This is a genomic window from Amphritea sp. HPY, from assembly GCF_050870985.1.
Lineage (GTDB): Bacteria > Pseudomonadota > Gammaproteobacteria > Pseudomonadales > Balneatricaceae > Amphritea.
In genome coordinates this window covers 2,864,874-2,891,851 of sequence record NZ_CP194015.1, presented here as the reverse complement: position 1 = coordinate 2,891,851, position 26,978 = coordinate 2,864,874, and the positions used below count along the sequence as shown (strand labels likewise).

The window sequence follows — 26,978 nt, the reverse complement described above, 5'->3', positions numbered from 1 at the left end:
TACTCGTTATCCAATCCCGTGGATGCCCGGTCAGGAGAATAATAATAATGCTTAAGCACATTGATCATACTTATGACGCCAGAAAAGTTTTGCCAGATCACGTCAGACCTTTGCAAATGGAAGGCAAGCGCACTTTCAGCCACCTGATGCGCGATACAAACCGGGCTTTTTTGCCCGCAAGCAGAGATAGTGCGAAAGCCATCCGGGTCGGTTTTATCTTGCCTGAACACTTTTCCATGATGTCTTTCACTGCGGCAGTGGATGCACTGGTAACCGCCAATCTGGTACAAACAGCACCACTGTTTAACTTTTCTACTTACGGCATCAATTCTGACAAAGTCAGCTGTGATCTTGGTATTGAGATCTCTACCGAAGGTGGCCTGGATAGCCTTTACGGCCATGTTCACAGTGAATTTGATGTGATCATTGTCTGCGGTGGCTTTCGTTGTTCTATGGCAGAAGATAGAGCTCTGACGGAGCTGCTGAAAGCTGCTGCCAAAAATAAAACAGTTGTTGGTGGTATCTGGAACGGGGCGATTTCGCTTGCTTACGCAGGGTTGCTGGATAATATGCAGTGCGCTTTGCATCCTGATAATCATGCTTTTATGCGGGAAAGGTTCACTGAGGTCAGGGTGACCGATAACACTCTGGAACTGGAACCGAAGATTATTACCAGTGCGGGCCCTGCCAGTGCACTGGAGATGATGCTGCAACTGATTGACCAGTTACAGGGTCGGGAGATAATGCGGGCGGTCCGGGAGATTCTCAGCTGCGACCAGGTAGCAGAGCAGGGCAGTAATAAGCTTACCGGTATTACCGATAACCCTGCGATGCCGGATAACCTGCGGGATATTATTCAGCTGATGAATGCCAATATTGAAGATCCGCTGAGTATTGATGAGCTGGTGGCCTGTATCGGCATTTCAAGGCGTCAGATCGAACGGTTATTTCAGACCCATCTGGATACATCACCGTCGCGTTATTATCTGGAGCTGCGTATTACCCATGCCCGTCGTTTACTGTTACAGAGTAATGACAGCGTTACCAATATCGCTTTGGCCTGTGGTTTTGTAACCTCCAGCCATTTCAGTAACTGTTTCAAGGATTTCTTTGGTGTTTCGCCATCGCATGTGCGGGATAAATACCGTCAGAATTTCAGTTGATTAGCGGTTGGAATACTTTACAGATTCTGTCGTTATAGAGGTCTTATTTAGTGCTAAGTCATGTTATCTTAGGCAGTTCGTTTGTCCTGTTCGTCTGAGGTGAGATGCTATGCCAATTAAAATCCCTGATCTGTTGCCTGCCGTTGATGTTCTCAGTGGTGAGAATATCTTCGTTATGACAGATACCCGGGCGGCGCATCAGAATGTCAGACCGCTGAAATTGCTGATTCTAAATCTCATGCCGAAGAAAATCGATACTGAGAATCAGTTGATCCGATTACTGTCTAACAGCCCGTTGCAGGTTGATATTGAGTTGCTGCGGATCGATCAGCGGGAGAGCAAGAATACGCCGACTCAGCATCTGAATAGTTTTTACCGTTCCTTTGAGCAGGTTAAAGACTGTAATTACGATGGCATGATTATTACCGGCGCACCGCTTGGCTTAGTTGATTTCGAAGATATCGTTTACTGGGATAAAATTCAGGAAGTGATTCGCTGGTCCCAGGAGCATGTTACATCGACTATGTTTCTGTGTTGGGCAGTACAGGCTGCATTGAAGGTGCTGTTTGATCTGCCTAAGCAGACCCGGGATGAGAAGTTGTCCGGGGTCTATAAACATCAGATTCTGACCCAACATGAGCCGCTGATCAGAGGTTTTGATGATCAGTTTCTGGTACCGCAATCGCGTAACGCCGCGTTCCCGGTTAACTTCATAACTAACCATACCGATCTGCATTTGCTGGCTTCTTCGGAAGAGGCGGGGGCTTACCTGATGGCGAGTTCTTGTCGTCGGCAGGTTTATGTTACCGGGCACCCCGAGTATGATGCGGAAACCCTGGCCCAGGAGTATTGGCGCGATCGGGATGTCGGCATTGAACCGACGGTTCCGGTGAATTATTTTCCGGAAAATCTTCCGGATAATAAACCACGAAATACCTGGCGCAGCCATGCAAGTTTGCTGTTTGCCAACTGGTTGAACTACTACGTGTATCAGATCACCCCTTATGAGTTGAATAAGTAACCGACTGAATTTTTTCGTTTTCTATTTCAGGCCGCCTTTGCGGCCTGATTCTTTTCTGTATCGTTCAGTCTGCCCTGGTCAATTGGTCTTAGTTGTTCAGGATCAGTTACATAACGCCTCTACTAGCTGTATTCTGCTTGCCATTAATACGATGCATTCTGATGGTGATTTTCATTTTTGGAGTATCAAGTCCGGTTGCTTCTCCGAAGGCTGACAAACCGGAAACATCATTCGACTACAGGTAGGTAAAAATAATATGAAGAAGACCTTGTTAGCTGCGGTTGCTGTTAGCGGAATATTTTCTGGAATGCTTGCGGGTTCCGCTTATGCAGAAACTGAAAACCCACAGGGGCGTCTGGCCCGGGCTGTGATCGGTGATTCACTTGAACAGTATGGCGTATTAGTTCACGGCTGGATGCAGGCAGGGTTGATTGCTAATGCAAACGGTACCGATGATGTGGCGAAACAGGGCTTTCTGAATAGCGATGAAGGTTTTAACCTGAATCAGTTGGCGCTGACGATTGAGAAACCGCTGAAGAGCAATATTGTCAGCCGGGCCACGCCGACACCCGCACCTATGCCCCAGGCTATGGACTGGGGTTTTAATATCTTGGCTATCTACGGCAACGACTCTAATTTCTTCAAGGCCTATGGCTGGGATGAAGACCTGGGCGTTAACGATATCAACGATAATGATGAAGAGGCTTTCACATTTACCCAGGCATACCTGGAATTCTACTTTCCGGTTCTGGGTGGTTCTAACCTGATGCTGGGCCTGTTCCATACGCCGCTGGAAAATGAGATCGGCTTTGCCTGGCCGGCACCGGCACCGACCGAGTTTTACACCCATTCCTATTCCTTTATGGCGGGGCCAGCCAAGCATGCCGGTGCGTTGTACTCGTTTAAGCTGCCGTCAGAGCCGGGCCAGAATATCTGGGGCTTTGAGGTTGGTGCGGTACAGGGTTGGAATAACTGGCAGGATGAAAACAACGATCTGGATGTGATAGCCAACCTGCGCTGGCGTTCAGCCAATATGGCGACCTGGCTGGACTGGGAGAATATCTATGGCAACGGTGCCAACGATAGCTTCGCCGGTTGTGCCTGCGGTTCACCTTACCCGACTGCAACGGCGCCGGGTGAAAAAGCTGACCGTTACCAGACCTACCTGACTCTGGCGCAGCAGCTTAACGGTGATAACCGTGTCGCGCTGGAGATGAGTTATGGTGAACAGGAAAAAGCCGCGCTGAATGGCGGCCAGGATGCCTACTGGTACGGTGCCAACCTGAACTGGTATCACAAAGTAACCCCGGCCCTGAGCTGGAATTCACGCCTGGAGTGGTTCAATGCTGACGATGCCGCTAATCTGGTGCTAACTGGCGCAGCAGCAGGTAAAGCGCCTTCTGAGTGGAGTACCGGCGACTTCTACGCGCTGACCACTAACATGAGCTGGCAGCCTGCTAACGGCGTACGGATCCGCCCTGAGCTTCGCTACGACATGCAGAAGAGTGATGGCCCGGATGCCTTTGCCAATGGCACTAAAGACTCTCAGTGGTTGGCGTCGGTGGATCTGATCGTTTATTTCTAAGGGCTAACTGAAAAGCCAGATAGTAAGTAGAAAAACCAGCTTATATGCTGGTTTTTTTTTGTGCCTCCTGACGCTTTTGGTGATCAGCCAATACTTTATTGGTACAGAAGTCGTAATTGCCAACCTTCAGGTCGGCTTCCGGCTTGACAGCGAACAGACAGAAAGGCACTTTAAATCAAACCTGTATTTAATTTTATGGACCCTGTTAAATGCCAAAAGTAGGTATGCCTGCGATCAGGAAACCCCAGCTGATCAACGCCACAATGGAAGCGATCAATTCGGTAGGCCTGCATAAAGCCAGCGTCGCGATGATCAGCAGTTATGCTGGTGTTTCTCCGGCGATCATCAACCATTATTTCGGTGGTAAAAACGGCTTGCTGGAAGCGACTATGCGTTCGGTATTGGCCCAGCTTTCCGATGCAGTACAAGTTCGCCTGAAAGAGGTAGATCCTGACGATGTAGTGGGGCGGATCAGGGCGATTGTTGGCGGTAATTTTGATTCTCAGCAGATGGACAGTAAAGTGGTAAAAACCTGGCTGGCATTCTGGTCTCTGGCGATGCACGATGAATCCCTGTTTCGCCTGCAACGGGTAAATGAAAAGCGTTTGCTATCGCATCTGTTGCTGGAGCTGAAACGGGTGTTGCCCGCTGAAAGGGCGCTCTTTGTGGCGCAGGGAATAGCTGCATTGATCGATGGAATCTGGTTGCGGGGCGCGTTGACACCCTCCGGGATTAACAGCGATCTGGCGCAAAGTTTAATTATGGATTACCTGAAGCAGCAGCTGCCTGAGGATGTTTTGGCGAGATATCAGAGCTCCCAGGTATGAGGACTATTAAGTAAAAAAAACCGGCTTTTGCCGGTTTTTTTGTAAAGATCAGCCCCTGACCTGAAGGGGGTGGTAGGGGCTGATTATTACCTAACTATCAGTATCGATCAGAAGCTACGGCTGACGCTCAATACTGCACGGGCATCGGCGCTATCATTACCCCAGTATGTCTCATCGATATTGGTGTCGGTGTAGGCCAGTGCAAAATCAAAACCGGCTAAGCTTTTCGCGACAGATACGCCCCAGTGATTGTAGGAATCTTCACCTATGTCGAAGTAATCCGCAGCTTTATCATCCAACAGAGTGGTCTGAGACGCTGACAGTGTCAGGCTGAAGTCCTCTGGTAAAGCGATAGTGTGGCTTAGTTCCAGAATTACTGAGTTGCCTACATCGCCAAAATAGTTGTCTGAGTAGAGTACTTTAGCAGTGGTGTTTTCGTTGAATGTCAGCGCGCCGTAGACTTCACCGTAGTCGGATTCGGCACCGGCATCGTTAGCACCCGGGTAGGTATAAAATGCGTAACCGACATCATAGCTCAGGCTGTCGTTGAGGCTACCCGCGTAACCTGCATAGTAATCGATTTCAACTTCTGCACTGGCGAAGGTCGCTTCGTCCAGACCGGAAGCCCAGACACCGGCATAGAAACCGGCATCGTTATACCAGTCAACGCTACCCTGCAAAGTCGGGTCGCCATCGGTGGAGCTGACACCGTTATATACGTAGTCAGAAACCAGAGTGACGGTCGCAGATACATCAGCCTGAGCCTGCATAGCAAAGGTTGCTGAAGAGGCCATTACTGCGGTTGATATTATTTTTTTAAGCATGGTCAATCCTTTCTTTTTTAGGGTATTAACAGTTCCCTTGTCCAGCGAATTGCCGAATTTTGGGCGTAACGGGGCCGCCGCCTGATAAATCAGGCAGAGACCAGAAAAGTGCTAGAAGTAGAGCTTCAGATCAGGCGGTTTGCGTAACCAGCTGATTGCGCTTTTGGAGTAGCAGCAGATAGATCGCGGCGTAGAGACCAATGACGATCAGACCTACCCAGGCGATATCGAACGGGGTGAACTGGTACGCCAGAATCAGGCCGTACATGGCGATGAAGTTACCCAGAACGTACTTAGCTTTACCGAACCGTTCAGGTGTCAGCGCAAGGTTCTGTGTATACAGGCGGATCAGGGAATCCAGAGAGTTAATCACAAACACAATACCAACAAACACCATCGCCAGTTTCAGGAATTCAGTCATCTCAATCGCATTAACATAGTTGTAGTAGAGGACCGAGAACCAGATCGCCAGTGGAATTGATGGGATAACCAGCAAGGCGATGCACAGTTGCCAGGTTTTAATACCGCCGACAAAACGTGCCACGAACTGACCGATCATGATGCTCCAGCTGAACCACCAGAACAGATAGAACTCGTGATAGTCAGAGATCGGACGAGTAAATTGATCAATATTGGTGAAATAACCACCGATACTAGCCATAGTGCCAAACAGCTCACTAAACCCTAAGCCACTGGTGCTGAACATTACCAGCGCGATCAGGCCAAAGAACAACCATGTAGAACCTATGCTTAGAATCTTTACGTAACTGACATCGGTACTGGAGAGTACTGCCATCAGTACTACGACAGCGACCAGGCCAAAGCGTACCGGATCTGAGATGCCTTCGACGTAACTTGGCAGGTAGCTCAGGAACAGGAAGCCGGTGAAAGCACAGGTGCCAATGATAACTATGTTATTAACCAGTTTGATAACAGGGATCTCAAACAACTTCACTTTCGGTTCGATGACACAGAAGTAGAAGGTGGTCAGGAAATAGAAACCCCATACCAGAAAGCCCCAGAAGCCAAACTCTATCGCCAGTGGGTTGGTGAACTGGTAAACCTCTTCGGCGGCATAGGTCGGGAACTCGGTCAGTGGGAACATGATCAGACCGACATCGAGACCCGAGGTGAACAGTATCGCGATAAATGCAAACAATGAGCTTGGCATCGCGCCTTTACAGTTAATATTACCTGCCCGAACGACGATGTACGCCGAAGTCAGCAGTGTCACCAGGATGGCGACCGTGAGTATGGTAGTCATGAGCAATGGTTCCTTATTTTTATAATATTACCGGCCTGTCTGGCAGGCCTGATTTTTTCTAAAAATCGTCTGGCATAGAACTTGTGTTTCAGAGCTTATTTTTCAGAAAGTTGTAGAGACTGTGCGTGGAGTGCGGCTGTCTCTTCAATCCATTGTCACTGGCTGCTGTCATCCCGGTACGGTAGGTTAACCGTGCCGGGAGTTCAGACAACTCACTCCATTCTACCAGTGAACAGGTTCTCTTTCTGTCATAGCCTTGTCATGCGGCGCTGGCGGTAAAGTGCTTACCCAGCAGGGCATGGTAAAAATCTTTGTCGGACAGAATGCCAACCAGGCTATTTTGTTCGTTAAGCAGTACCGGCTGACCGGTACGGTAGCGAATCTCAATGGCCTGACGCATCGATATATCCGGGGTTGTCATCACCAGGGCATCTTCGGGCAGCCGGCTGATATCCTGGCCTTCCTGCCATTCATGCAATGCCAGAGTTTGTCCCTGACGGCTGGCCGACACCACCTGTCCAAAGTGATCGGTGCTGATACAGGTGTTGTCATTACTGTTAAGCACCAGCATGTCGTCGAGTCGTTCCAACGTTGTCGCATCAGTCATCAACGATCGACCACGCAACACATTCAATGGGTTGGTATGGGCGACGAAATCTTCGACGTAGGCATTGCTTGGGTTAAGTACTATCTCCTCGGGTTTACCGTGCTGGATGATGCGGGCTGATTCCATGATCGCGATGTTCGTACCGATCTTCAGTGCTTCATCCAGGTCGTGGCTGACAAACAGGATGGTTTTGTTGAGCCGCTGCTGCAGCTCAATCAGTTCATCCTGCAGCTGACTTCTGATCAGCGGGTCCAGGGCAGAAAAAGGCTCATCCATGAGCAAAATGTCGCTGTCCATGGCGAAGGCCCTGGCTAGACCAACTCGTTGTTGCATACCGCCGGAAAGTTCGTGAGGGTACTTACCGCTCCATTCCGCCAGTCCTACCATTTCTAACTTTTCCATCGCTTTAGCGCGACGTTCCTGCTTGCCCATGCCTTGCATTTCAAGGCCGAACGCGACGTTATCCAGAACGGTCTGCCAGGGCATCAGGGCAAACTTCTGAAACACCATGGAGATGCGGTGGGTGCGCATATGGCGCAGGGTTGTGGCATCACAGCTGGCGATATCCACCATCTGATCACCGTCTTGCACCAGCAGCTGACCGCGACTGATCTTGTTTAAACCGTTAACCGCACGCAACAGACTGGATTTGCCCGAGCCTGATAGTCCCATCAAAACGCAGATTTCACCCTGCTTGACCTCAATGTTGGCGTTTTGTACGCCGACGACATCACCAGTGCTCTCGATTATTTCCTGGCGCGTTTTTCCCTTGTCCAGTAGATTCAGGCTCATCATCATCTGATTGCCAAAAATTACGTCCAGATTACGGATGCTGATTGCTGACATAATTAACCCTCCTCCTTAGCGCCTGGTGCTTTACAGATACGGTCCAGAATGATGGCGACCAGTACAATGGCCAGGCCAGCTTCAAAGCCCTGGGATATATTGACGGTGTTGAGTGCCCGGATAACCGGTTTACCTAAGCCATCGGCGCCTACCAGGGCAGCTATAACCACCATCGATAGTGAAAGCATGATGCATTGGGTGACACCGGCCATAATGTTAGGCATCGCCGCGGGCAACTCGACTTTATAGAGCAGTTTCATCGGCGTGGCGCCAAACGCCTTACCGGCTTCGATCAGATCTTCAGGTACCCGGCTGATACCGAGATAGGTCAGGCGGATCGGTGCGGCGATCGCGAAAATAATAGTGGAGATCAGTCCTGGCACTACGCCCAGGCCAAACAGTACCAGGGTCGGAATCAGGTAGACGAAGGTTGGTATCGTCTGCATCAGATCGAGAATTGGCCGAAGTATGGTATACATCCAGGGCCTGTGTGCGGCCATGATGCCGATCGGGATACCGACCATCACCGACAAGGTTGTTGCCGCCAGAACCAGGACGAAGGTTTCCAGCATCTCCTGCCAGTAACCGAGGTTAAGGATTAGCAACAGAGCGACAACCACAAAAATAACCAGAGGCAGACTTCTGTGCAGTGCCCAGGCGAGTGCCGCCGTCATGGCCATCGGCACAAATGGTGGAAACCACTGGAATATCTCGACCATAGAGATGATAAGCCACTCCAGGGAGATAGAGATAGCATCGAAGAAGCCGGCAGCGTTAAGCGTCAGCCAGTCGACGAATGCTTCCATCCAGCTCCCCAGGGGGAGTTTGTTTTCAGTAATCCAGTTCATAGGACTGCCCTTCAGATATGCCTTTCAGATAGATGGCGCCATTGCAGTATCCAATGGCTGCCAAATACAACTATTCAATGCGGGGTATAGCTGCTGCCAAAAATGGTTACCGGCAGCAGCTGTCCGGATTCAGATATCCAGATGCCCGCGCACTGCGGCTAGTGCATCGCCACCATCTTTGGTAGTCACGCCGCTGAGCCAGTTATCCAGCACTTGAGGGTTAGTTTTCAGCCACTTACGTGCTGCGATCTGAGGCTTCTCGCCATCATCCAGAATTGCACCCATCACTTCGTTTTCCATTTCCAGGCTGAAGGACAGGTTTTGCAGCAGGCGACCCACATTCGGGCAATCCTGTGCATAGTTCTGGCGTACGTTGGTGTAGACACTGGCACCGCCGTAGTTCGGGCCGAAGTAGTCATCACCACCGTCCAGGTATTTCATTTCAATGTTGGCATTCATCGGATGCGGCGCCCAGCCCAGGAAGACCACCCACTGTTCGCGCTTAGCCGAACGGCTGACCTGGGATATCATGCCCGCTTCGCTGGATTCCACCAGGTTAAAGCCTTTCAGACCAAAGGCGTCCTTGTCGATCATATCCTGCATCAGGCGGTTGCCATCGTTGCCCGGTTCGATGCCGTACATACGGCCCTTGAACTTATCTTTGAATTTGGCGATATCGGCAAAACTTTTAACACCGGCGTCATAGACGTACTTAGGCACCGCCAGGGTGTATTTTGCCCCTTCCAGATTTGCACGGACGGTCTCGACAGTACCGGCCTCACGGTATTTGGCGATATCGGCTTCCATGGTTGGCATCCAGTTACCCAGAAATACGTCGATATCGTTATTGGCCAGCGAGGTGTAAGTAACCGGCACTGAGAGCAGCTGCGTGGTTGGCTTGTAGCCCAACGCTTGAACTACTTCACTGGTGACCGCGGTGGTCGCAGTGATGTCGGTCCAGCCCACATCAGAAAAGCGCACAGTGTCGCACTGGCCGGCGAAGGCCATCGATGCAGACATCCCGATCGCGACGGTAATACCGCGCAACAGGTTGTGCTTAGGGCTGGTTGTTTTCTGTCGAGTCGTCATGAGTTTTCTACCTTATTTTTATTGTCTGAAAGTACGGTCTTCTCGGTTGCTCTTACAGAACCTGCGCCGGTAAAGGCGAAGGCTGCGGCAATCTCTGTAGTGGATCGCCGCCGGCTATGGGATTACCCCGCTGCCTGTTTAATCTCCGTGTTGTTGTCTAAAGGTCTTTTCGCTGTGCCAATACGCTGGCGCTGTTGCCACTGATCATCGATCCAGACGTTGACTCCGGCTGCTGGCAGCTGCGGTTTACCCAGAATCATGTCGGCGGCTTTTTCCGCCACCATGATGGTCGGCGCGTTCAGGTTACCGTTCGGAATGGTGGGGAAGATGGAGGAGTCCACTACGCGCAGTGCTTCAATGCCACGCACTTTGCACTGGCTGTCCAGAACCGCCATCGGATCGTTATCCGCACCTATTTTGCAGCTGCATGAAGGGTGGTAGGCGCTTTCAACGTTCTCGCGTACCCACTTATCGATCTCTTCATCGCTGGTAATATGCAGTCCCGGCTGAATCTCGTCACCACGGAACTGATCCATCGCCGGTTGATGCAGAATCTCACGGCTGAGGCGGATACAGTCACGCCAGTCCTGCTTGTCCTGTTCGGTGCCGATGTAGTTAAAGACGATACCGGGCTTGGCTTTAGGGTCAGCTGACTTGATCCAGATGCGGCCGCGGCTTTCTGGCTTGTTCGGGCCAACATGAACCTGGTAACCATGACCGTCGATCGCCTTGCCACCGTCGTAGCGCATCGCTGCCGGCAGGAAATGATATTGCAGGTTAGGCCACTTTAATCCTTTGCGAGAACGGATGAAGGCGCAGGATTCAAAGTGATTGGTAGCACCCAGACCATCTTTAAACAGCATCCAGCGGGTGCCGATCATGCCTTTGCTGACCAGATCGAGTTTACCGTTCAGGGTAATCTTCTGGTTACAGTGGTACTGGAAGTAAATTTCCAGATGATCCTGCAAATTCTCTCCGACGCCGGGCAAATCGTGGATGACCTCAACGCCAGCTTCCTGCAGCACGTTCTTCGGCCCGATGCCTGACAATTGCAGCAGTTGGGGGGAACCCACGGAGCCTGCGGCAAGAATGACTTCGGTGTTGGCAGTTACTGTCGTGATTTTGCCGCTTTTCTCATATTCAATACCGGTTGCGCGCTTGCCATCCATTATTACCCGGCGGGTCAGAACACCGCTGATCAGGGTCAGGTTGCTGCGTTTCATCGCATCACGCAGATAGGCATTGGAAGTTGATGCACGGACGCCATTTTTGACTGTCATGTGCATCGTGCCGAAGCCTTCCTGACGGTAGCCGTTGTAATCTTCGGTGGTAGGGTAGCCAGCGTCTTCGCCGGCATCGATAAAGGCCTGATACAGAGGGTTCAGCTTCATATCGTTGCCGCTGCAGGTGCTTAGCGGGCCTTCGCTGCCACGGTAATTATCTTCGCCTTTGTTCCAGGTTTCTGCTTTCTTGAAATACGGCAGGCACTGCTGGTAACCCCAGCCATCGGCACCATTTTCCTGCCACTCGTCGAAGTCGCAGGCGTGGCCGCGGACATATACCATGCCGTTAATGGAAGATCCGCCGCCCAGCACTTTGCCCCGTGGACAGTGCATTGAACGGCCATCCAGAAAAGGCTCCGGCTCAGAATGAAACTGCCAGGCGTATTTCGGTGTATTCATCGGATAGGAGAGGGCGGTCGGCATCTGGATAAAGATACTTTTATCACTGCCTCCGGCTTCGAGAACCAGAACACTATGCTTGCCGTCTTCGGTCAGGCGATTGGCCAATACACAACCGGCGGAACCGGCTCCTACAATGATGTAATCGTAATTTTTATTATTTGTCATTCTGTTACTGCCCGCTTAAACAAACTGAAATCAGCGGCCGTATATACTGGATACGGCCGGTAAAGCTATTTAGTGCGATGCCCTTTTTTCAGGGCTGCTAAATAAGCTTTGTTAAATATGGAGCGTTAATAAGGACATTCGACATCGCCCAGCTCGACGTAGACACTCTTGACCTGGGTGTAGTGGTTCAGGGTTTCAATGCCGTTCTCGCGGCCGATACCGGATTGCTTGTAGCCGCCTACCGGCATCTCAGCTGGTGAAGCGCCCCAGGTATTGATCCAGCAGATACCCGCCTGCAAGCGGGCGATAACCCTATGCGCGCGGGAGAAGTTAGTGGAGAATACGCCGGCAGCCAGACCGTACTCGGTATCGTTGGCGCGGTGGATCACTTCCTCTTCATCGCTGAAGCGCAGGATCGACATTACCGGACCAAAGATCTCTTCTTTGACGTTGGGCATATCATCGCTGCAGTCGGCAAATACGGTGGGTTTGACGAAGTAGCCGTTCTCCAGACCGCTTTCAGTGGCACGTTCACCGCCACAAACGAGTCGGGCACCGGCCGTTTTAGCCGCTTCGATAAACTCGAGAACCTTTTCCATATGCTGGGATGAGATCAGCGCGCCAACCTGAGTATTCAAGTCGGTCGGATCGCCGATAATCATCCGTTCGGTACGCTCGGCTACTTTGCTGACAAATTCGTCGTACAGGCTGTCGTGAACAAACACCCGGGTGCCGTTAGTACAGACTTCGCCCTGGGTATAGAAGTTAGCGAGGAGGGCGCCGGATACTGCGTTTTCAAGATCGGCATCGCCGAATACGATGAGCGGTGATTTACCACCCAGCTCCATGGTTACCTCTTTCAGTGAGCCGGCGGCATCAGCCATCACTTTTTTGCCGGTACCGCACTCACCGGTGAAGGATACTTTGGCAATCTCCGGGTGGCGGGACAGCGCCTGACCGACCCGGTAGTCGCCTTGAACTACATTGAATACACCGTCGGGAAGACCCGCTTCGGTAAAGATCTCAGCCAGCTTGAGTACGCTCAGTGGAGTTTCTTCAGAAGGTTTGAAAATCATGCAGTTACCGGCCGCCAGCGCAGGGCCTGATTTCCACATTGCGATCTGGATCGGATAGTTCCAGGCGCCGATACCGGCACAGATACCCAGCGGCTCGCGACGGCTGTAGAAGAAGTTATTGCCACCCAGATCCTGTTGCTGCCCATGAATGGTTGCAGCCAGGCCGGCGTAGTATTCGATAACATCGGCGCCGGTTGCGATATCGACGCAGTTGGCTTCCTGCAGCGGTTTACCGGTATCCAGAACTTCCAGCATGGCCAGTTCATCATTACGTTCACGCAGGATGGCGACAGCGCGCATCAGGATACGGCCACGTTCCACACCACTCATCGCAGACCAGACTTTGAAACCCTGCTGTGCTGCTGCGACGGCCTGGTCAACATCTGCCAGAGATGCCTGCTGGACTTCCGCCAGAATTTCACCAGTAGCCGGGTTGCGAGTGATAAAAGTCTCACCGGACGTAGCGTCCTGGTAGTGACCGTTGATGTATAGAGATTGTTGCATCTGTCTGTATCCCGCATTTTTGTTGTCTTGCTTAGTTAGCAAAGCAACGATGTTTATATTTCGCTGTCAATCTTCTGCTGGTCTGTGTTGTCAGACCTGTTATGTCGCTGTCGGTACAGCTTAGCAGTAAATGATTTTTTATTAATTGATCGTTTAATTAAAAACAACTTTGGCTATTCTCTGATCAAAAGTCAAGGATGGGCAGGGGTCGTTTATGGTAGTTGTCTTGAGTGACTGTTGTTGTTGTTTTGAGGGAGATCGGCGCAGAAGCAGGAGTTTTTAGAGGGTTTGGTGGTTTTTGGTTCGTTGGTTGGCACTATATGTGTCGCTGAGGGGCCAGAATATAGCTTAAAACCGGTAAGGATTGTCGCATACAGGCCAGTTCTGGACGAATACAGATAATTTGGACTGATGTCTGGGCGGCGGCTAGCTGGCCGGAAAATGTGGAACCTTAGGAATGGAAAGTAAGTTTAATGGAGGAAAGCTTAGGAGCTGTTGCTGAACCTGTTACAGGAAGATAGAAATATCCAGCTTCTTACTTTCGCCGAGCCAGATAACATGACGGGTATGATCGGCCAGGGCATCTTCGCCAAGCGGATGGATAAATACCGTCAGTCCATCCCGGTTCCAGCTTAGCCAGGGCAAAATCTCTCCGAGCTGTTCGGCGGGGAAAGTCAGTTGGCAGCTCCAGCAAGGGTGGGGGCCAACCGGTTGCCGGTGAATCCGCCCCATCGCCACGGCCATCTCATCCTTAGCACGGTGGCAAAGGGTTGTTGCCTGATCAAGGGTATCAGCATCGAAGTAAACATGGGCATGATAGCCGGATATTTCAGGAATTAGCATGTGAGGGTCCGTATATTCTAGTAACGTAATTATCATGCAGATGGCGGGTAAATGGTAGGTCGTTTAAGAGCCGTGGCTAGATCGTCGCTTCGCGACAAGCTAGAACGGAAGGCAGGCCTTCCTGCCAGTGGCTAGAAAAAGCCTAAAAGCGTTTTTTTTTTGAGCATTACCGATTCGACTGTTAATTGTTTCGTAAGATGTGTTTTTTGTAGGAGGCGCGATGGGGAGTCACTTCCTCAGAATTGTAGGTTGGGTTAGCGCAGCGTAACCCAACATCTCTCCCAGAATAGGAAAAGCTGAAAGTACTCTATTTGAATTCCTAATTGTGTCTTACAAGTTCCTCAGAACTGTAGGTTGGGTTAGCGTAGCGTAACCCAACATCTCTCCCAGAATAGGAAAAGTTGAAAGCGCTCTATTTGAATTCCTAATTGTGTCTTACAAGTTCCTCAGAACTGTAGGTTGGGTTAGCGTAGCGTAACCCAACATCTCTCCCAGAATAGGAAAAGTTGAAAGTACTCTATTTGAATTCCTAATTGTGTCTTACAAGTTCCTCAGAACTGTAGGTTGGGTTAGCGTAGCGTAACCCAACATCTCTCCCTGAATAGGAAAAGCTGAAAGCGCTCTATTTGAATTTATAATTGTATTTTACAAGCTCTTCAGTGGGCTCAGAAGGTAGGATCGAAAAAACTTTGCTGCAGGTATTCGGATATGTCTGCGTCAGCTCTTTTTCCAGCAACCAATCAGAAAAGCACCGCTATCCAGGCATTCCACCTGCCGTTGTTGTTCAATCGTAGCGGCGAGTTCAGGATCACAGTCTTTGGCAAAGTGTACGGCTGTATAAGTCTCGCCTGATACCGGAGCCAGGTTGAGTAGTTCATCCGGGCTACGGAATATTGCGTGATTAAACACCGAATCCTGATTCTTTTTTGCCGTATCGGTACGTCGGGTTGCCCATGGGCTGAGACTGTTCAGGGTGGCAACCACGACGGTGCCGCCTGGCTTAGTTACCCGGAATAACTCGGCTATGGCTTGTTGGCCATCTTCGATGAATTCCAGTGCGGTTATAGAAACTGTCTTGTCGAAGTGGTTATCGGCAAAGGGCAGGTCACAGATATTAGCCGCCAGAAATGATTGCTCTGGCAGCCGGTGCAGGGCCCGGTTAAGCATGGGTACTGAAATATCCAGGCCGGTAATTCGACAGCCGGCGTTAGCCAGTGGCTGGGTAAATATTCCGCTGCCACAACCAGCATCCAGAATAGATTCCCCCTGTTGCGGCTGTACCAGTCTCAGTACCAGCTTAAGTTCAGCTGCTTTAACCAATGCACCAATCGGGCTGTGAAACCATTGCTCGTATGGATCGGGCCAGTTATCGAATAGTTGTGACATGATGTTTTCCGGTGTTTAACGACTGATCTGAGTGTTGCAAACTCGCTAATAAGAGCCAAGTGTCAGTTTAGCCAGTCAAATAGGGGCCGGGGCTGTCTATATCAAAAAGTTGTGACATGATCTTTTCCGGTATTTAACGACAGATCTGAGTGTTGCAAGCTCGCTAATAAGAGCCAAGTGTCAGCTTAGCCAGTCAAATAGGGACCGGGGCTGTCTATATCAAAAAGTTGTGACATGATCTTTTCCGGTGTTTAACGACTGATCTGAGTGTTGCAAACTCGCTAATAAGAGCCAAGTGTCAGTTTAGCCAGTCAAATAGGAGCCGGGGCTGTCTATATCAAAAAGTTGTGACATGATCTTTTCCGGTATTTAACGACAGATCTGAGTGTTTCAAACTCGCTAATAAGAGCCAAGTGTCAGTTTAGCCAGTCAAATAGGGGCCGGGGCTGTCTATATCAAAAAGTTGTGACATGATCTTTTCCGGTGTTTAACGACTGATCTGAGTGTTGCAAACTCGCTAATAAGAGCCAAGTGTCAGTTTAGCCAGTCAAATAGGGGCCGGGGCTGTCTATATAAAAAGTTGTGACATGATCTTTTCCGGTGTTTAACGACAGATCTGAGTGTTGCAAACTTGTAAATAAGGGCCAAGTGCCAGTTTAGCTTGTTACTTAGGGGCAGGGGCCGCTGCTGAACAAGGCTTTGACAGCGCCGATGATGACGATGTCAGCTGGTCAGGCGTAACTTTGCTGTTACCACGAATTCAGGGGGAGACTGTTGTGGTGAGGTCATTGCAGTTGGTGAGCAGGTTGCTCCGTCCCGGATTGATGGACGGGTAGTGGTGCGTACGCTGCAGGCGCCTTTTAAAGACGGCAATTCTCATGGTGCATCACTTTCGGGTCTGAGTGCGATGGTGGTTTTGCGCAATATGCGGTTGCCCGTTGTAGTGAAGCTTTTGCTGTAGACAGTCTGCTGAGCGGTGCTGAGCTGGCCTCCTTTCCTTGTGCTTATTCCACCGCGGAGAATATGACCGACAGGGTTAATATTCAGGCGGGAGTAATTGTTCTGATTACCGGTGCATCCGGGGCAGGCGCTATACCGTCGCAGGTGCGATTGGCAGGCCCATGGTTGAGATGGATGTACGGACACTCTACCTGAAAGATCTGAGTTTCTTTGGCTGTACTTATCAGCCCCGACATGTGTTTGAAAACCTGGTTAGTTATATTGAAAGAGACGAGCTGAAGCCTTTGGTATCAGCACAGTATGTGCTGCAGAATATCACTCAGGCGCAACAGGCTTTTATAGCGAAGAAATTTATTGGCAAGTTGGTGTTGTTGCCGTAATTCGGCTGCTGGTTCCAGGGAATTGGAATCAGGCCCTGACAAACTTAAGCAGTTCGGATTTCCTGCGAATGCCCAGTTTTTGATATGCCCGTTTTTTGTAAGTAATGACTGTCGATTCTGCTACTTCCAGTTCGTTACTGATGGTTTTAGCGGTGTGTCCTTTCAGTTGCATGCCACAGATCTGGGCTTCTCTTTCTGACAAACCTGCCATCAGGAGTGATTGAACCTCACTCCGCTGATTACGTTCATTTCGAAACTGACGCAGCAGCAGGGTCCCGATTAAGCTGCTGGACCGGCGCAGGTCTTCCAGCTCAGTCGATTCGAAGCCTGCGCTGTGCTGGTGATAGAAGTTGACATAGAACAGGTGACCACTGTCGTTATCGTTAATGACGAAGGCAAATTTCTCATCGAAATCCGGAACATTAAAAAAGCGGCGACGGTATACCGGTGGCAGGGTGCGTTTTTCCAGCAGAGTACAGGCGGGAGTCTCAGGATCCAGCAGTGATTTGTCCCGTAATTGTTTAAGTAGAGGGTCATCCAGGTAAGCACCGTCCAGATAGAGGGATGCCAGTTGCAGTCCGAGTTCCGGACGTTGTACGTTGTGGGCCAGCCGGCAGGAAGCATGCTCACCACCGGGGGAGAACTCAAATACCATATACTGGTCGATCCGGGCCAGCAGCTTCATCATCTGAAAGTAGCGGGGATAAAACTGGCCACTGCCCAGTTTATCGATGCAAGCCGCGAGAGGACTTGCCAAACGGTCGAACAGGTCGGGTATGGAATCTGTTGTCATCTTCGTTGCCTTTGGCAGCATTTCTGATTCCCATTGTAGGCATAGTAGTAATATTATTTGTACCTCTTTTATAGGGACGTGCGACAGCATCTAATCACCTTACTCTGAATGCACAGAGAATAAGAAAAGGTAAAAAGAGAATGCACAGTCCTGATATAACACCCCGTAAATCGCTCTATTACGATTACCAGGTATACCCATTTAATTCTCCGCCGGAGCTGCAGGGGGAAGCACCGCTGCACCCGGTTGTTATTGTCGGAGCGGGTCCAGTAGGGCTGGCAATGGCCCTGGATCTGGCCCGTTATGAGATACCTGTGGTGATTCTTGAAGCCGCGGTACAGGTATCAGAAGGCAGTCGGGCGATCGTATTTACCCATCGTTCAATGGAGATCCTGCAGCAGGTCGGTGTTGCCGATCGAATGATGGAGAGTGCTTTGCCCTGGCATGCGGGTAACTCGATCTATCGTGGCAAGCGGGTATTCCGGATGGAAGCGCCGGTGAATGAAAACAGCCGTTACGCGCCGATGAATAATCTGCAGCAGCAATATCTTGAACAGTACCTGGTGGAACAGATCGAACAGAACCCGCTGATCGACCTGCGCTGGGGCAGCAAGGTCATCGATATTCCCCGCAACGATGAGATCGCTGTAGTACGGGTGGATACTCCTGACGGTGAATATGATCTGCAGACAGAGTGGTTGATTGCGGCGGACGGGGCCCACTCCCGGGTACGAGGTCTGACGGGACTGAGAATGGATGGCGATTCGTTTGAAGGCCATTTTGTTATTGCCGATATTGAGATCAATATCGACCTGCCGACAGAACGGCTGGCATTTTTCGATCCCGACTGGAACCCCGGGAACACCGTATTAATGCACCGCGAGCCGGGTAATATCTGGCGTATCGATTATCAGCTGCCAAAAGGCGAAACTCCGGAGCAGGCGCTTGAACCTGAGCTACTGCACTCCCGCATTCAGGCACAACTGGACATGATCGGTGTTACCAGTACTTGGGAGATTGATTGGTGTTCGGTCTATTCCGCCCGGGCGATGACCCTGCAGAACTATATCCACAAGCGGGTCTGCTTTGCCGGTGATGCAGCCCATATGCTGCCGATCTTTGGCGTGCGTGGTGCCAATACCGGCTGGCAGGATGGCCATAATCTGGGCTGGAAACTGGCGGCCACCATTAAAGGCTGGGGTGGTAAAGCGCTGCTGGATAGCTATTCTCAGGAGCGGGTTACTGCTGCCTGGGAGATCATCGATGAAGCCGGTAAGAGTACCCGCTTTATGACGCCGCCTACGCAAGGCTATGCCTTACTGCGTAACGCCACTCTTTCGCTCTCCCTGACTCAGGATTTTGTCCGGCCGCTGTATCACTGGCGTACTTCCCGGCCCCATAATTATCTGACTTCAGTTCTGAATAGCTGTGACACTGAAACATCAGCGAGTCTGCAAGATAGCGGTTTAGTGCCGGGCTATCCGGTCGCCAATGTGAAACTGTTGCAGCAGAACTCTGATAAGAGTTATCTGATGGATCATATGGGGGCGGCATTCTATCTGCTCTGTTTCAGCAGTGATGGCAAGGTTGATCAGGCGTTGATAGACACCGCTGCAGATCTGCGTCAGCAGGGTATCCCTTTTGATATTTTATCGATTACAGCGGCATTGAAATCTACCCCGGGAACAACCCACATCCATGACCCGGATAACAACAGTGCGGCGGTCTATAACAGCGCCAGCTTCACGGCTTATCTGGTACGCCCGGATCAGCATATCTGTGCCCGCTGGTCAGAAGTCAGTGCAGATCAGTTGCGGCAGGCAATCAGCGTGGCTACCGGTCATTCAGGGCGTCATTAATAACATCAGAGGAGCTTAGCTATGACAAACCGAAATATTGCAGTGACCGATCTTGAGCTGGTCTATGACTCCCTGGCTGAGGGGATTGATCAGGCGGGTGATAAACAAACTCTTTACCTGACCAAGCTGGCACTGATCCTCAGTGCCGAGATCCAGAACAGAGGTATCGTCTTGCAGGCGATCGAGGATGCTGGTCTGGATCTTTAAATAGCTCCTGTAATCAGCATCTATAAGTGGGCCTGTAAGTAGTAACTGTAATTAGTATCTGAAATTAGCAATTTGCGCTTTTATTAAACGGGGCACCCATAGCCGGGTAGCCCCTTTTTAGTGTCCGGGTGTAGATCCGGGGAGCCTGCGAATAGGTCCCGGGGACCCTTAAACAGGGAGGGGCAACAATGCTGGCATAGTCCATAAGCGTGATAAAACAAAGCTATGGAATGGTTATATTGGTGGCTACCAACATCAGAAAACTCATATCAGAAAACTTACATCTGAAAACAAGCAGGTCCTATCTTATGACTATTGAAGCCCGTCTCGAAGCATTGGAGCAGCGGCTGGAGCAAGCCGAGGCTGAATTGGCAATACGCAATCTGATAACCCGCTACAGCCTGGCGGTTGATTGTGGTGATACGTCAGCGGCGGTTGGTTGTCACACCAAACAAGCGGTGTTTGTAGTCAGTGCCCCAGGTGCTGGTCGTAGCGAGCAGGAAACCGCGGAACATGGTGCAGAGGATCTGCGGCTTGAAGGATATCAGGCGATAGCGAACATGCTGAATTCACCGATGCACCGTTCGTTGTTACCCGATTGTGCTCATACGGTGGGGCCATTCTATGTTGAGGTAACAGGCCATAAAGCTACAGCGGTGGGCTATTCCAGACTGTATCGCAAGCAGGGTGACGCGTTTGGCCTGATGCGTTTAAGTATCAATGAATGGCGTTTCGAGAAGCAACAAGGTCAGTGGTTAATTGCGCTAAGGGAATCGCGTTTACTGGGGACCGAAGAGGCGCAGCAGATATTGAAGCATGTTTGAGGCCATGGCTGAAAACACCGGCCGCAACAACGCATATAACGGGTAGCTAAATCAGCTAATCACATTCATTGATGCAACACTCCTCCTGAAGGAACCCGATCAGCTCATCAAGCTCGCTGTACTGAGGCACACAGTATAGCGTTCTGCCTTCTCTGCGCTGAATAACCAGACCAACAGAAACCAGGCGTGTAATGTGATGCGATAGCGTCGAACCCGGCACCTCCAGCGCAGACTGGATCTCACCAACCGATACCCCCTGATGGCCGCCTTTGACTAAGTAGCGAAATATTTCCAGGCGTGTCGTATGGCCTAATTCTGCAAGTCGTTTGGCGGCAGTTTCAATCTGCATAGTTGGTTCGCTCCTAAAATTATATTTCGATAATACTGGAAATATGTTGACAGGGCAAAGCAGGTTGAACATTATATTTCTATTATTTTAGAAATATGGATTTATATATGTCTGACGATATGATTTCTATGCTTGAAGAAGCATTAAGTATGTTCATCTACTTAGGTGTAGAACTGACCCTGCTGTTTTTGGTTATCAGCTTTATTGTGGGGGTGATTCAGGAGCTGATACCTGCCGATAAGATTCAAAAGATTCTTAGCTCAAAAAGCGGTAAAGGCTATTTTTCCGCCGCTATACTTGGCGGGCTTACCCCTTTTTGCAGTTGCTCAACCATTCCTATGTTGACCGGGTTACTCAAAGCCCGGGCAGGATTTGGACCTACGATCACTTTCCTGTTCACTTCCCCACTGTTGAATCCCATCATTATCGGGCTGTTCCTGGCGACCTTTGGCTGGCAGGTGACACTGATATATTCCTCTATCGCTCTGGTGGTTTCAGTTACCGCCGGGTATTGCCTGGAGAAGATGAACTTCGAGCGCTATATTCGGCCTGAAGTATTTGGTGACAAGCCTGTTACAGGTTGTTCCGGTAGTGCTGAAAAATCGACAGTTAATTCCGTTGCCTGCGAAGCTACAGGTTCAGTTACCGATGCAGGAATAGAATCAGACGCAGAAAAGGTTGGTTGTGGTGGTGCCATCGCACTTGAAAATGCCTCTGAGAATCGCAATCGCTGGAGCCGAATCTGGCAGGAAACCTGGAGTCAGTTTACAAAAGTGCTGCCTTACCTGCTGCTGGGTATCGCTATAGGTGCCTTTACTTATGGTTTCATACCGGCAGACCTGATCGTGCAATATGCCGGTGCCGATAATCTGTTTGCTATTCCTGTGGCTGCAGTGATCGGTGTTCCACTTTATATACGTGCTGAGGCGGTGATCCCGTTATCAGCAGCACTGGCCGCAAAAGGAATGGGCATGGGGGCAATAATGGCGCTGATTATCGGCAGTGCCGGCGCGAGCCTGACGGAGGTTATACTGCTGAAATCAATGTTCAGGAAGCCAATGATCATCGCCTTCCTGCTGGTGATCTTCGCCATGGCTATACTTGCTGGTTTGTTATTTAACCTGTTCTTTTAGGGGAACCAGGGAAGGGGGCAGGTATGAGTACACTCAGGCAACCCGCATGGAATCGATATGCCAGCAGGTCTGTTCCAGTGCGGTTAAGTCGCCGCTGCCGATCAGTTCCAGTGGTGTGTGACCGGCAAAGCAGGGATCGTTATTCGGCTGTGTCATGAAGCCGTAGACATTATCAGAATCTTTAAAGACGGTGGTCAGGGAAGTATGAATGTTGAGCACATAGCTGACACGCTGTAGCTGCTCTTCGCTCAGGTATTCCGGAAATGGCTCGTTCGCTTGCAGATGCAGAATGTTAATCGCCTGCTGCGGCGTGCAGTGCCATTTAGTCAGTATATTCAATACGGTACTCAGGCCAGAGCTCATAAGCATAATCCCGTGTTACGGCCGCTTTACAGGGAGTTACTCTGCCGACCGGATAATTTCATAATAGACCGCAAAAGCAGTTTTGGGGAATCTGGCAGTGAGCGGGCTATCTGGCAGCTGGTAAAAGGAGGATAAATCCCATAACGTTCTTTAGAGATTATCATCAGGCAGAGTCACAAGGATGTACTTCATGCTTAAATCAATAATGCTGTTCCCTGTAATAGGCCTTGTACTTATATCGGGTCTTGTCAGTGCTGCTGAATATAAAGGTGCTGAGTATAAAGATATAGGTACGATAGTCGTCACTAAAGCAGAGTATTTTAAAATCATAGAGAATCATGCTGTTCAGCAGTGCGAACTCAATGCGGAAGACTACAATTTTGAACTTAGTGCCTGCCGTGATTATGTTGCTGATAAGTCAGAGGGTTGCCGGGCGATAACTAAGATTGAAGTGCCGGACATGATTTACAGCAAGGATGAGGTCAGCGAATACACAAAACTATACTGGCTCTGCACAACTCCTGCCCCCGGCTATAAAAGTGGAACGAGCTTGCTGGACTTGTTTCAGGGTTTGTTTCCGCTGGATGGTATTTTGAGAGCTAATTAAAAAGCCGGTAGTTGTATAGTGTAACAACAGGGCTGTTCAGCCCTGTTGTTGGTTTCGGTGACTACTTCCTGAGAGCGCTTAAGTCACTATGCCAATGTTTATTCAAAGCCGCGGAAGGTAACGTAGTCACTCAGCTCTGCACGGGCCTGGCTGAGCTCATTAACCGGCTGGTCTTCAGCTTTATAGCCGAGGCAGATGCCGGCCATAATTTTCATATTGTCGTCCAGTCCAAGCGCTTCTCTGACCGGTTGTGGGAATACGGTCCAGCTTACCTGCGGGCAGGTATCCAGACCGCGCTCTTTGGCCAGCAGCATGATGCTCTGCATGTAGATGCCGATGTCCAGGCATTGCGGCTGTCCCATCTCCCGTTCCATGCTCAGAATAATACCGACCGGTGCGCCGAAGAAGTCATAGTTCTTCATGGTCTGCATGATCCGTTTCATCTTATCGTCACGGGCGATGCCCAGGGCTTCATACATCACTTCACCGCAGGTACCACGACGCTCGTGATAAGGATCAGCCATTTTGTTCGGGTAGGTCGGGAATTCAGGCTCGGTTTTACCACCGCTGTTCTGAATAAAACCTTGCACGGTCCCGGCCAGTTGTTTCAGGGCATCACCGGTAAGTACGTCGACTTTCCAGGGCTGCACGTTACCACCTGAGGCGGAGCGTCCCGCCAGTGCCAGTATCTCCCGCAGCAGGGATTGAGGAACAGGTTTGTCATCAAATACGCGGACGGATTTTCGTGTTGTCAGAGCTTCAGTAACAGAGAGATGGGACATAGCGTAAAGGCCTCGATCGGGGCTGGTTGTCGATTCAGCGGCTGATTCATTTTTAATGTCAGTAACGAGCAAAAAAGTTGAACCAGCTTTCATCAGTATAGATTCAGTATATGGGTTTCCTGTGATGTGATAAATATGGCTATAATGAATTCATTGTTTCCTGTGGCGAACAATGTTTCGGCTGCTCCACGTGATGATCCGGCAACAGAGACCCTGATATGCAAGAACTGCAAAATATGATGATTTTCGCCCGGGTATTAGAGTCCGGTAGCTTCTCTAAGGCCGCGGAACAGCTGGGTATGGCTAAGTCATCGGTGAGTAAAAAGGTGAGCGAACTGGAAAAAGCACTGGGCGTGCGATTGCTCCAGCGCTCAACCCGTAAGCTGAATGTCACCGAAGAGGGGGAGGCGCTGTACCGGCGTTGCCGACATATCCGGCAGGAACTTGAACAGGCAAAAGAGGAATTAAGCCTTTATCGCGAGGCGCCGCAGGGAACGCTGAAAATCAGCGTCTCACCATTGTTCGGTAATACAGTCATTGCCGCGCTGGTCCCCGGCTTTCTGGCGCTCTATCCTGACGTCAGTGTCGAGCTGCATTACTCGGAACAGCTATCGGATCTGATCGGCGAGGGCTATGACCTGTCGCTCAGGATGGGGGCGCTGGCTGACTCGAGCCTGGTCGCGGTTGAGTTGTTTACGGTGAAGTTTATGCTATGTGCCGCGCCGGAATATCTTGACCGGTGCGGACGCCCGCATCATCCGTCAGAAATAGAGAATTACAGCTATATTCGCTGGCTTGCACCGAACCGTCCGCCCTATGAGACGCTTACTCTGTATAAAGGTAACCGGGAATATACCTGCAACATCAATAGTCGTTTTTCAACTAATGATGCACAAGCCACGCGCGAGGCAGCCCTGAACGGTGGCGGGCTTGCTATCCTGCCCAACTACGCGATCGGTAAAGCGCTGGCGACTGGCCGCCTGGAAGTATTATTGCCTGAGTATAAGGTGCAGGAACTACCGATATCGCTGATTTATCCACAACGAAAACATATATCGCCTAAGGTCAGGATGTTCTCCGAGTATCTTAAAAGGTGCTTAAGTGGCAAGGCCTTTGATACGCTACTTTAACCTCGAATCTATTATAAGATTCATGAATAGTGTTTCATTCAAAAAATAAAGTTCGAATATAGTAGCCGTCGGGTTAGCCTTAATGAAATTCCTGATTTATCGGCCATCCATTATCGAGGACCGGTTTCAGGAGCATTACTTAAGTGGCTGAACGACAGCCAGGTTAATGAGTCTGTTTGACCTCCTTCAGGGAAGTGCTGATTAAGTGCCAGAGAGGGCTCCAGAATAGATTATTAGCTGTCGTTTGCCGTCGCCACGGATGACTAGTGGCCCTTTTTATACATACCGCGATAAGCAGGAGTGTTGATCGCTTATGCGGTGTATCTGGGCAAGCTTATTAGAGGTTATGAACGATGTCTGCTATTGCCAGCACGGTACCGAAGGTTGAAGCTAGCCCGGCGCAAACTATTAACCAGGATATGACGCAAGAGGCGCTGACAGCTCTGCTGAATAAGCAGCGCTTAGCGATCGCTGCTGATCCTTACCCAAGTATTGCCACCCGTATCGGTCGTATTGATCGTTGTATCGATATGATCGTTACCCATCAGGATCGTATCTGTGAGGCGGTCGAAAAAGATTTCGGCTGCCGCTCAAAGTATGTCACCCGACTGACCGATCTGTTCATCTCGCTACAAAACCTGAAGTTCGTAAAGAAAAACCTGAAGAAGTGGATGAAGGTGGAACGCCGCAAAGCGATTTTCCCAACCAATCTGCTGGGTGGCCGGAGCGAGATTCATTATCAGCCCAAGGGTGTTGTCGGCATTATGACGCCCTGGAATGTACCGGTGAATATGATCTTCAGTCCGTTGGCGGATATCCTGGGTGCCGGCAACCGGGCGATGATAAAACCCTCCGAATTTACGCCTAATACAGCAGCACTGATGCAACAGTTGTTTGCTGAATATTTCAGTGCCGATGAAGTAGTGGTGGTTACCGGTGGTGTGGCTACCGGTGCTGCGTTTAGCAAACTGCCGTTAGATCATATTATTTTCACCGGGGCCGGGCATATAGGCAAGATGGTAATGCAGGCTGCAGCGGAGAATCTGACTCCGGTGACGCTGGAGCTGGGCGGTAAATCACCGGTTATTATTTCCGATAGCTACAAGCTGGAAGATGCCGCCGAGAAAATTATGGCGGCTAAGACGATGAATGGAGGGCAGGTTTGTATCAGCCCGGATTACTGTTTTGTCCCGGCGGCTAAACTGGAAACCTTTGTTGATCAGTGCCAGCAGATCGTTGCCCGTACGTTTCCATCATTTCAGGATAATCCTGACTTTGTCTCGCTGATCAATGAAGCTAATTATGATCGTGTGAAAAGCTATCTTGATGATGCGGTGTCTAAAGGAGCAGAGGTTATCTCCCTTGATACGACACAGGCAGCATGGGATGACCGTAGCAAACACAAAATTCCGCTGCATCTGGTGATCAATCCAACCGACGATATGCTGGTTATGCAGGAGGAGTTGTTTGGCCCGATTCTCTGTGTGCGCAGCTATGACAGCCTCGATCAGTGCATCAACGATATCAATAACCGGCCTAATCCACTGGCGTTGTATTACTTCGGTAATGACAAGGCTGAACAGGACAAGATAGTTAAAAATACCCTGGCCGGCGCGATGACGGTCAATGATATCGCCATGCACTTTGCTTGTGACGATCTGCCTTTTGGCGGTGTCGGGGCAAGTGGCATGGGGCATTACCATGGCCGGGAGGGGTTCAAGACCTTCAGCCACGCTAAGTCGGTATTTAAACAGGGAGTATTGAATCTGCCAAAGCTGGCCGGATTGTTGCCGCCCTATGGTGAAAAGATCGATAAATTGTCGAGCAAGCTGATTAAAAAATAGTCGTTCTCACGACT

The 26,978-nt window shown here is 50.3% G+C and carries 25 protein-coding genes; 12 read left to right on the top strand and 13 right to left on the bottom strand.

Annotated elements, in window-relative coordinates; genetic code table 11:
• Nucleotides 1-47: 47 nt before the first annotated feature.
• From ACQUQM_RS12790 to betI, 4 genes are all read left to right on the top strand, one after another.
• Entirely contained in the window at nucleotides 48-1,163 is a 1,116-nt protein-coding gene (locus tag ACQUQM_RS12790) for a GlxA family transcriptional regulator (RefSeq protein WP_432470269.1), read from the top strand.
• 109 nt (nucleotides 1,164-1,272) lie between these two features.
• On the top strand, nucleotides 1,273-2,184 hold the full coding sequence (metA, locus tag ACQUQM_RS12785; protein ID WP_432470268.1) for a homoserine O-succinyltransferase MetA: 912 nt from the start codon (nucleotides 1,273-1,275) through the stop codon (nucleotides 2,182-2,184).
• A 256-nt stretch (nucleotides 2,185-2,440) separates the two neighbouring features.
• On the top strand, nucleotides 2,441-3,769 hold the full coding sequence (locus ACQUQM_RS12780) for an outer membrane beta-barrel protein (protein WP_432470267.1): 1,329 nt from the start codon (nucleotides 2,441-2,443) through the stop codon (nucleotides 3,767-3,769).
• Between the two features lie 209 nt (nucleotides 3,770-3,978).
• On the top strand, nucleotides 3,979-4,596 hold the full coding sequence (betI, locus tag ACQUQM_RS12775) for a transcriptional regulator BetI (protein ID WP_432470266.1): 618 nt from the start codon (nucleotides 3,979-3,981) through the stop codon (nucleotides 4,594-4,596).
• A gap of 107 nt (nucleotides 4,597-4,703) precedes the next feature.
• Here betI and ACQUQM_RS12770 read toward each other — a convergent pair whose 3' ends face one another.
• The 9 genes from ACQUQM_RS12770 to ACQUQM_RS12730 all read right to left on the bottom strand — a co-directional run bounded on the left by ACQUQM_RS12770 (nucleotide 4,704) and on the right by ACQUQM_RS12730 (nucleotide 15,733).
• Nucleotides 4,704-5,426: a TorF family putative porin gene (locus ACQUQM_RS12770; protein WP_432470265.1), complete on the bottom strand. Its 723-nt coding sequence runs from the start codon at nucleotides 5,424-5,426 to the stop codon at nucleotides 4,704-4,706.
• Between the two features lie 124 nt (nucleotides 5,427-5,550).
• On the bottom strand, nucleotides 5,551-6,684 hold the full coding sequence (locus tag ACQUQM_RS12765; RefSeq protein ID WP_432470264.1) for a BCCT family transporter: 1,134 nt from the start codon (nucleotides 6,682-6,684) through the stop codon (nucleotides 5,551-5,553).
• Nucleotides 6,685-6,943: 259 nt separating this feature from the next.
• Nucleotides 6,944-8,137, bottom strand: a complete 1,194-nt coding sequence (choV, locus tag ACQUQM_RS12760) for a choline ABC transporter ATP-binding protein (protein WP_432470263.1) — start codon at nucleotides 8,135-8,137, stop codon at nucleotides 6,944-6,946.
• A gap of 2 nt (nucleotides 8,138-8,139) precedes the next feature.
• Entirely contained in the window at nucleotides 8,140-8,985 is an 846-nt protein-coding gene (gene choW, locus ACQUQM_RS12755; protein WP_432470262.1) for a choline ABC transporter permease subunit, read from the bottom strand.
• Between the two features lie 129 nt (nucleotides 8,986-9,114).
• Nucleotides 9,115-10,005, bottom strand: a complete 891-nt coding sequence (locus ACQUQM_RS12750; protein ID WP_432474825.1) for a choline ABC transporter substrate-binding protein — start codon at nucleotides 10,003-10,005, stop codon at nucleotides 9,115-9,117.
• Between the two features lie 191 nt (nucleotides 10,006-10,196).
• A complete protein-coding gene (betA, locus tag ACQUQM_RS12745) occupies nucleotides 10,197-11,924 on the bottom strand; it encodes a choline dehydrogenase (RefSeq protein WP_432470261.1) in 1,728 nt (575 codons plus the stop codon).
• Between the two features lie 125 nt (nucleotides 11,925-12,049).
• A complete protein-coding gene (betB, locus tag ACQUQM_RS12740) occupies nucleotides 12,050-13,504 on the bottom strand; it encodes a betaine-aldehyde dehydrogenase (protein ID WP_432470260.1) in 1,455 nt (484 codons plus the stop codon).
• 507 nt (nucleotides 13,505-14,011) lie between these two features.
• Entirely contained in the window at nucleotides 14,012-14,347 is a 336-nt protein-coding gene (locus ACQUQM_RS12735; protein WP_432470259.1) for a DOPA 4,5-dioxygenase family protein, read from the bottom strand.
• A gap of 717 nt (nucleotides 14,348-15,064) precedes the next feature.
• Complete coding sequence (locus tag ACQUQM_RS12730; RefSeq protein ID WP_432470258.1) at nucleotides 15,065-15,733, bottom strand: class I SAM-dependent methyltransferase; 669 nt, start codon at nucleotides 15,731-15,733, stop codon at nucleotides 15,065-15,067.
• Nucleotides 15,734-16,863: 1,130 nt separating this feature from the next.
• Between ACQUQM_RS12730 and ACQUQM_RS12725 the strand changes: the two genes are divergently transcribed.
• Nucleotides 16,864-17,073 carry a hypothetical protein gene (locus ACQUQM_RS12725; RefSeq protein WP_432470257.1) on the top strand — a complete coding sequence of 70 codons (210 nt, stop codon included), beginning with the start codon at nucleotides 16,864-16,866 and terminating at the stop codon, nucleotides 17,071-17,073.
• A gap of 28 nt (nucleotides 17,074-17,101) precedes the next feature.
• Here the strand turns inward: ACQUQM_RS12725 and ACQUQM_RS12720 are convergent, their stop codons facing one another.
• On the bottom strand, nucleotides 17,102-17,866 hold the full coding sequence (locus tag ACQUQM_RS12720; protein WP_432470256.1) for a helix-turn-helix domain-containing protein: 765 nt from the start codon (nucleotides 17,864-17,866) through the stop codon (nucleotides 17,102-17,104).
• 140 nt (nucleotides 17,867-18,006) lie between these two features.
• Here ACQUQM_RS12720 and ACQUQM_RS12715 point away from each other — a divergent pair, with 140 nt between their 5' ends.
• The 3 genes from ACQUQM_RS12715 (at nucleotide 18,007) to ACQUQM_RS12705 (ending at nucleotide 20,756) form a co-directional block, all read left to right on the top strand.
• On the top strand, nucleotides 18,007-19,725 hold the full coding sequence (locus ACQUQM_RS12715; protein WP_432470254.1) for an FAD-dependent monooxygenase: 1,719 nt from the start codon (nucleotides 18,007-18,009) through the stop codon (nucleotides 19,723-19,725).
• 21 nt (nucleotides 19,726-19,746) lie between these two features.
• Nucleotides 19,747-19,932, top strand: a complete 186-nt coding sequence (locus tag ACQUQM_RS12710) for a hypothetical protein (protein ID WP_432470252.1) — start codon at nucleotides 19,747-19,749, stop codon at nucleotides 19,930-19,932.
• A gap of 308 nt (nucleotides 19,933-20,240) precedes the next feature.
• The gene (locus ACQUQM_RS12705) at nucleotides 20,241-20,756 is read left to right on the top strand and encodes a nuclear transport factor 2 family protein (RefSeq protein ID WP_432470251.1); all 516 of its coding nucleotides are present in this window, start codon (nucleotides 20,241-20,243) and stop codon (nucleotides 20,754-20,756) included.
• Between the two features lie 55 nt (nucleotides 20,757-20,811).
• On the opposite strand, the gene ACQUQM_RS12700 is transcribed toward ACQUQM_RS12705, so the two are convergent.
• A complete protein-coding gene (locus ACQUQM_RS12700) occupies nucleotides 20,812-21,105 on the bottom strand; it encodes an ArsR/SmtB family transcription factor (RefSeq protein WP_432470250.1) in 294 nt (97 codons plus the stop codon).
• Between the two features lie 107 nt (nucleotides 21,106-21,212).
• On the opposite strand from ACQUQM_RS12700, the gene ACQUQM_RS12695 reads away from it, so the two are divergent.
• Entirely contained in the window at nucleotides 21,213-22,238 is a 1,026-nt protein-coding gene (locus ACQUQM_RS12695) for a permease (protein ID WP_432470249.1), read from the top strand.
• A 33-nt stretch (nucleotides 22,239-22,271) separates the two neighbouring features.
• Here the strand turns inward: ACQUQM_RS12695 and ACQUQM_RS12690 are convergent, their stop codons facing one another.
• A complete protein-coding gene (locus tag ACQUQM_RS12690) occupies nucleotides 22,272-22,601 on the bottom strand; it encodes an antitoxin Xre/MbcA/ParS toxin-binding domain-containing protein (RefSeq protein WP_432470248.1) in 330 nt (109 codons plus the stop codon).
• Between the two features lie 190 nt (nucleotides 22,602-22,791).
• Between ACQUQM_RS12690 and ACQUQM_RS12685 the strand changes: the two genes are divergently transcribed.
• A complete protein-coding gene (locus ACQUQM_RS12685; RefSeq protein WP_432470247.1) occupies nucleotides 22,792-23,208 on the top strand; it encodes a hypothetical protein in 417 nt (138 codons plus the stop codon).
• Nucleotides 23,209-23,306: 98 nt separating this feature from the next.
• On the opposite strand, the gene ACQUQM_RS12680 is transcribed toward ACQUQM_RS12685, so the two are convergent.
• Nucleotides 23,307-23,990: a nitroreductase gene (locus tag ACQUQM_RS12680; protein WP_432470246.1), complete on the bottom strand. Its 684-nt coding sequence runs from the start codon at nucleotides 23,988-23,990 to the stop codon at nucleotides 23,307-23,309.
• Nucleotides 23,991-24,208: 218 nt separating this feature from the next.
• On the opposite strand from ACQUQM_RS12680, the gene ACQUQM_RS12675 reads away from it, so the two are divergent.
• Together ACQUQM_RS12675 and ACQUQM_RS12670 are read left to right on the top strand one after the other, a co-directional pair.
• Complete coding sequence (locus ACQUQM_RS12675) at nucleotides 24,209-25,120, top strand: LysR family transcriptional regulator (protein ID WP_432470244.1); 912 nt, start codon at nucleotides 24,209-24,211, stop codon at nucleotides 25,118-25,120.
• Between the two features lie 353 nt (nucleotides 25,121-25,473).
• Nucleotides 25,474-26,964, top strand: a complete 1,491-nt coding sequence (locus ACQUQM_RS12670) for a coniferyl aldehyde dehydrogenase (protein ID WP_432470242.1) — start codon at nucleotides 25,474-25,476, stop codon at nucleotides 26,962-26,964.
• Nucleotides 26,965-26,978 lie beyond the last annotated feature (14 nt).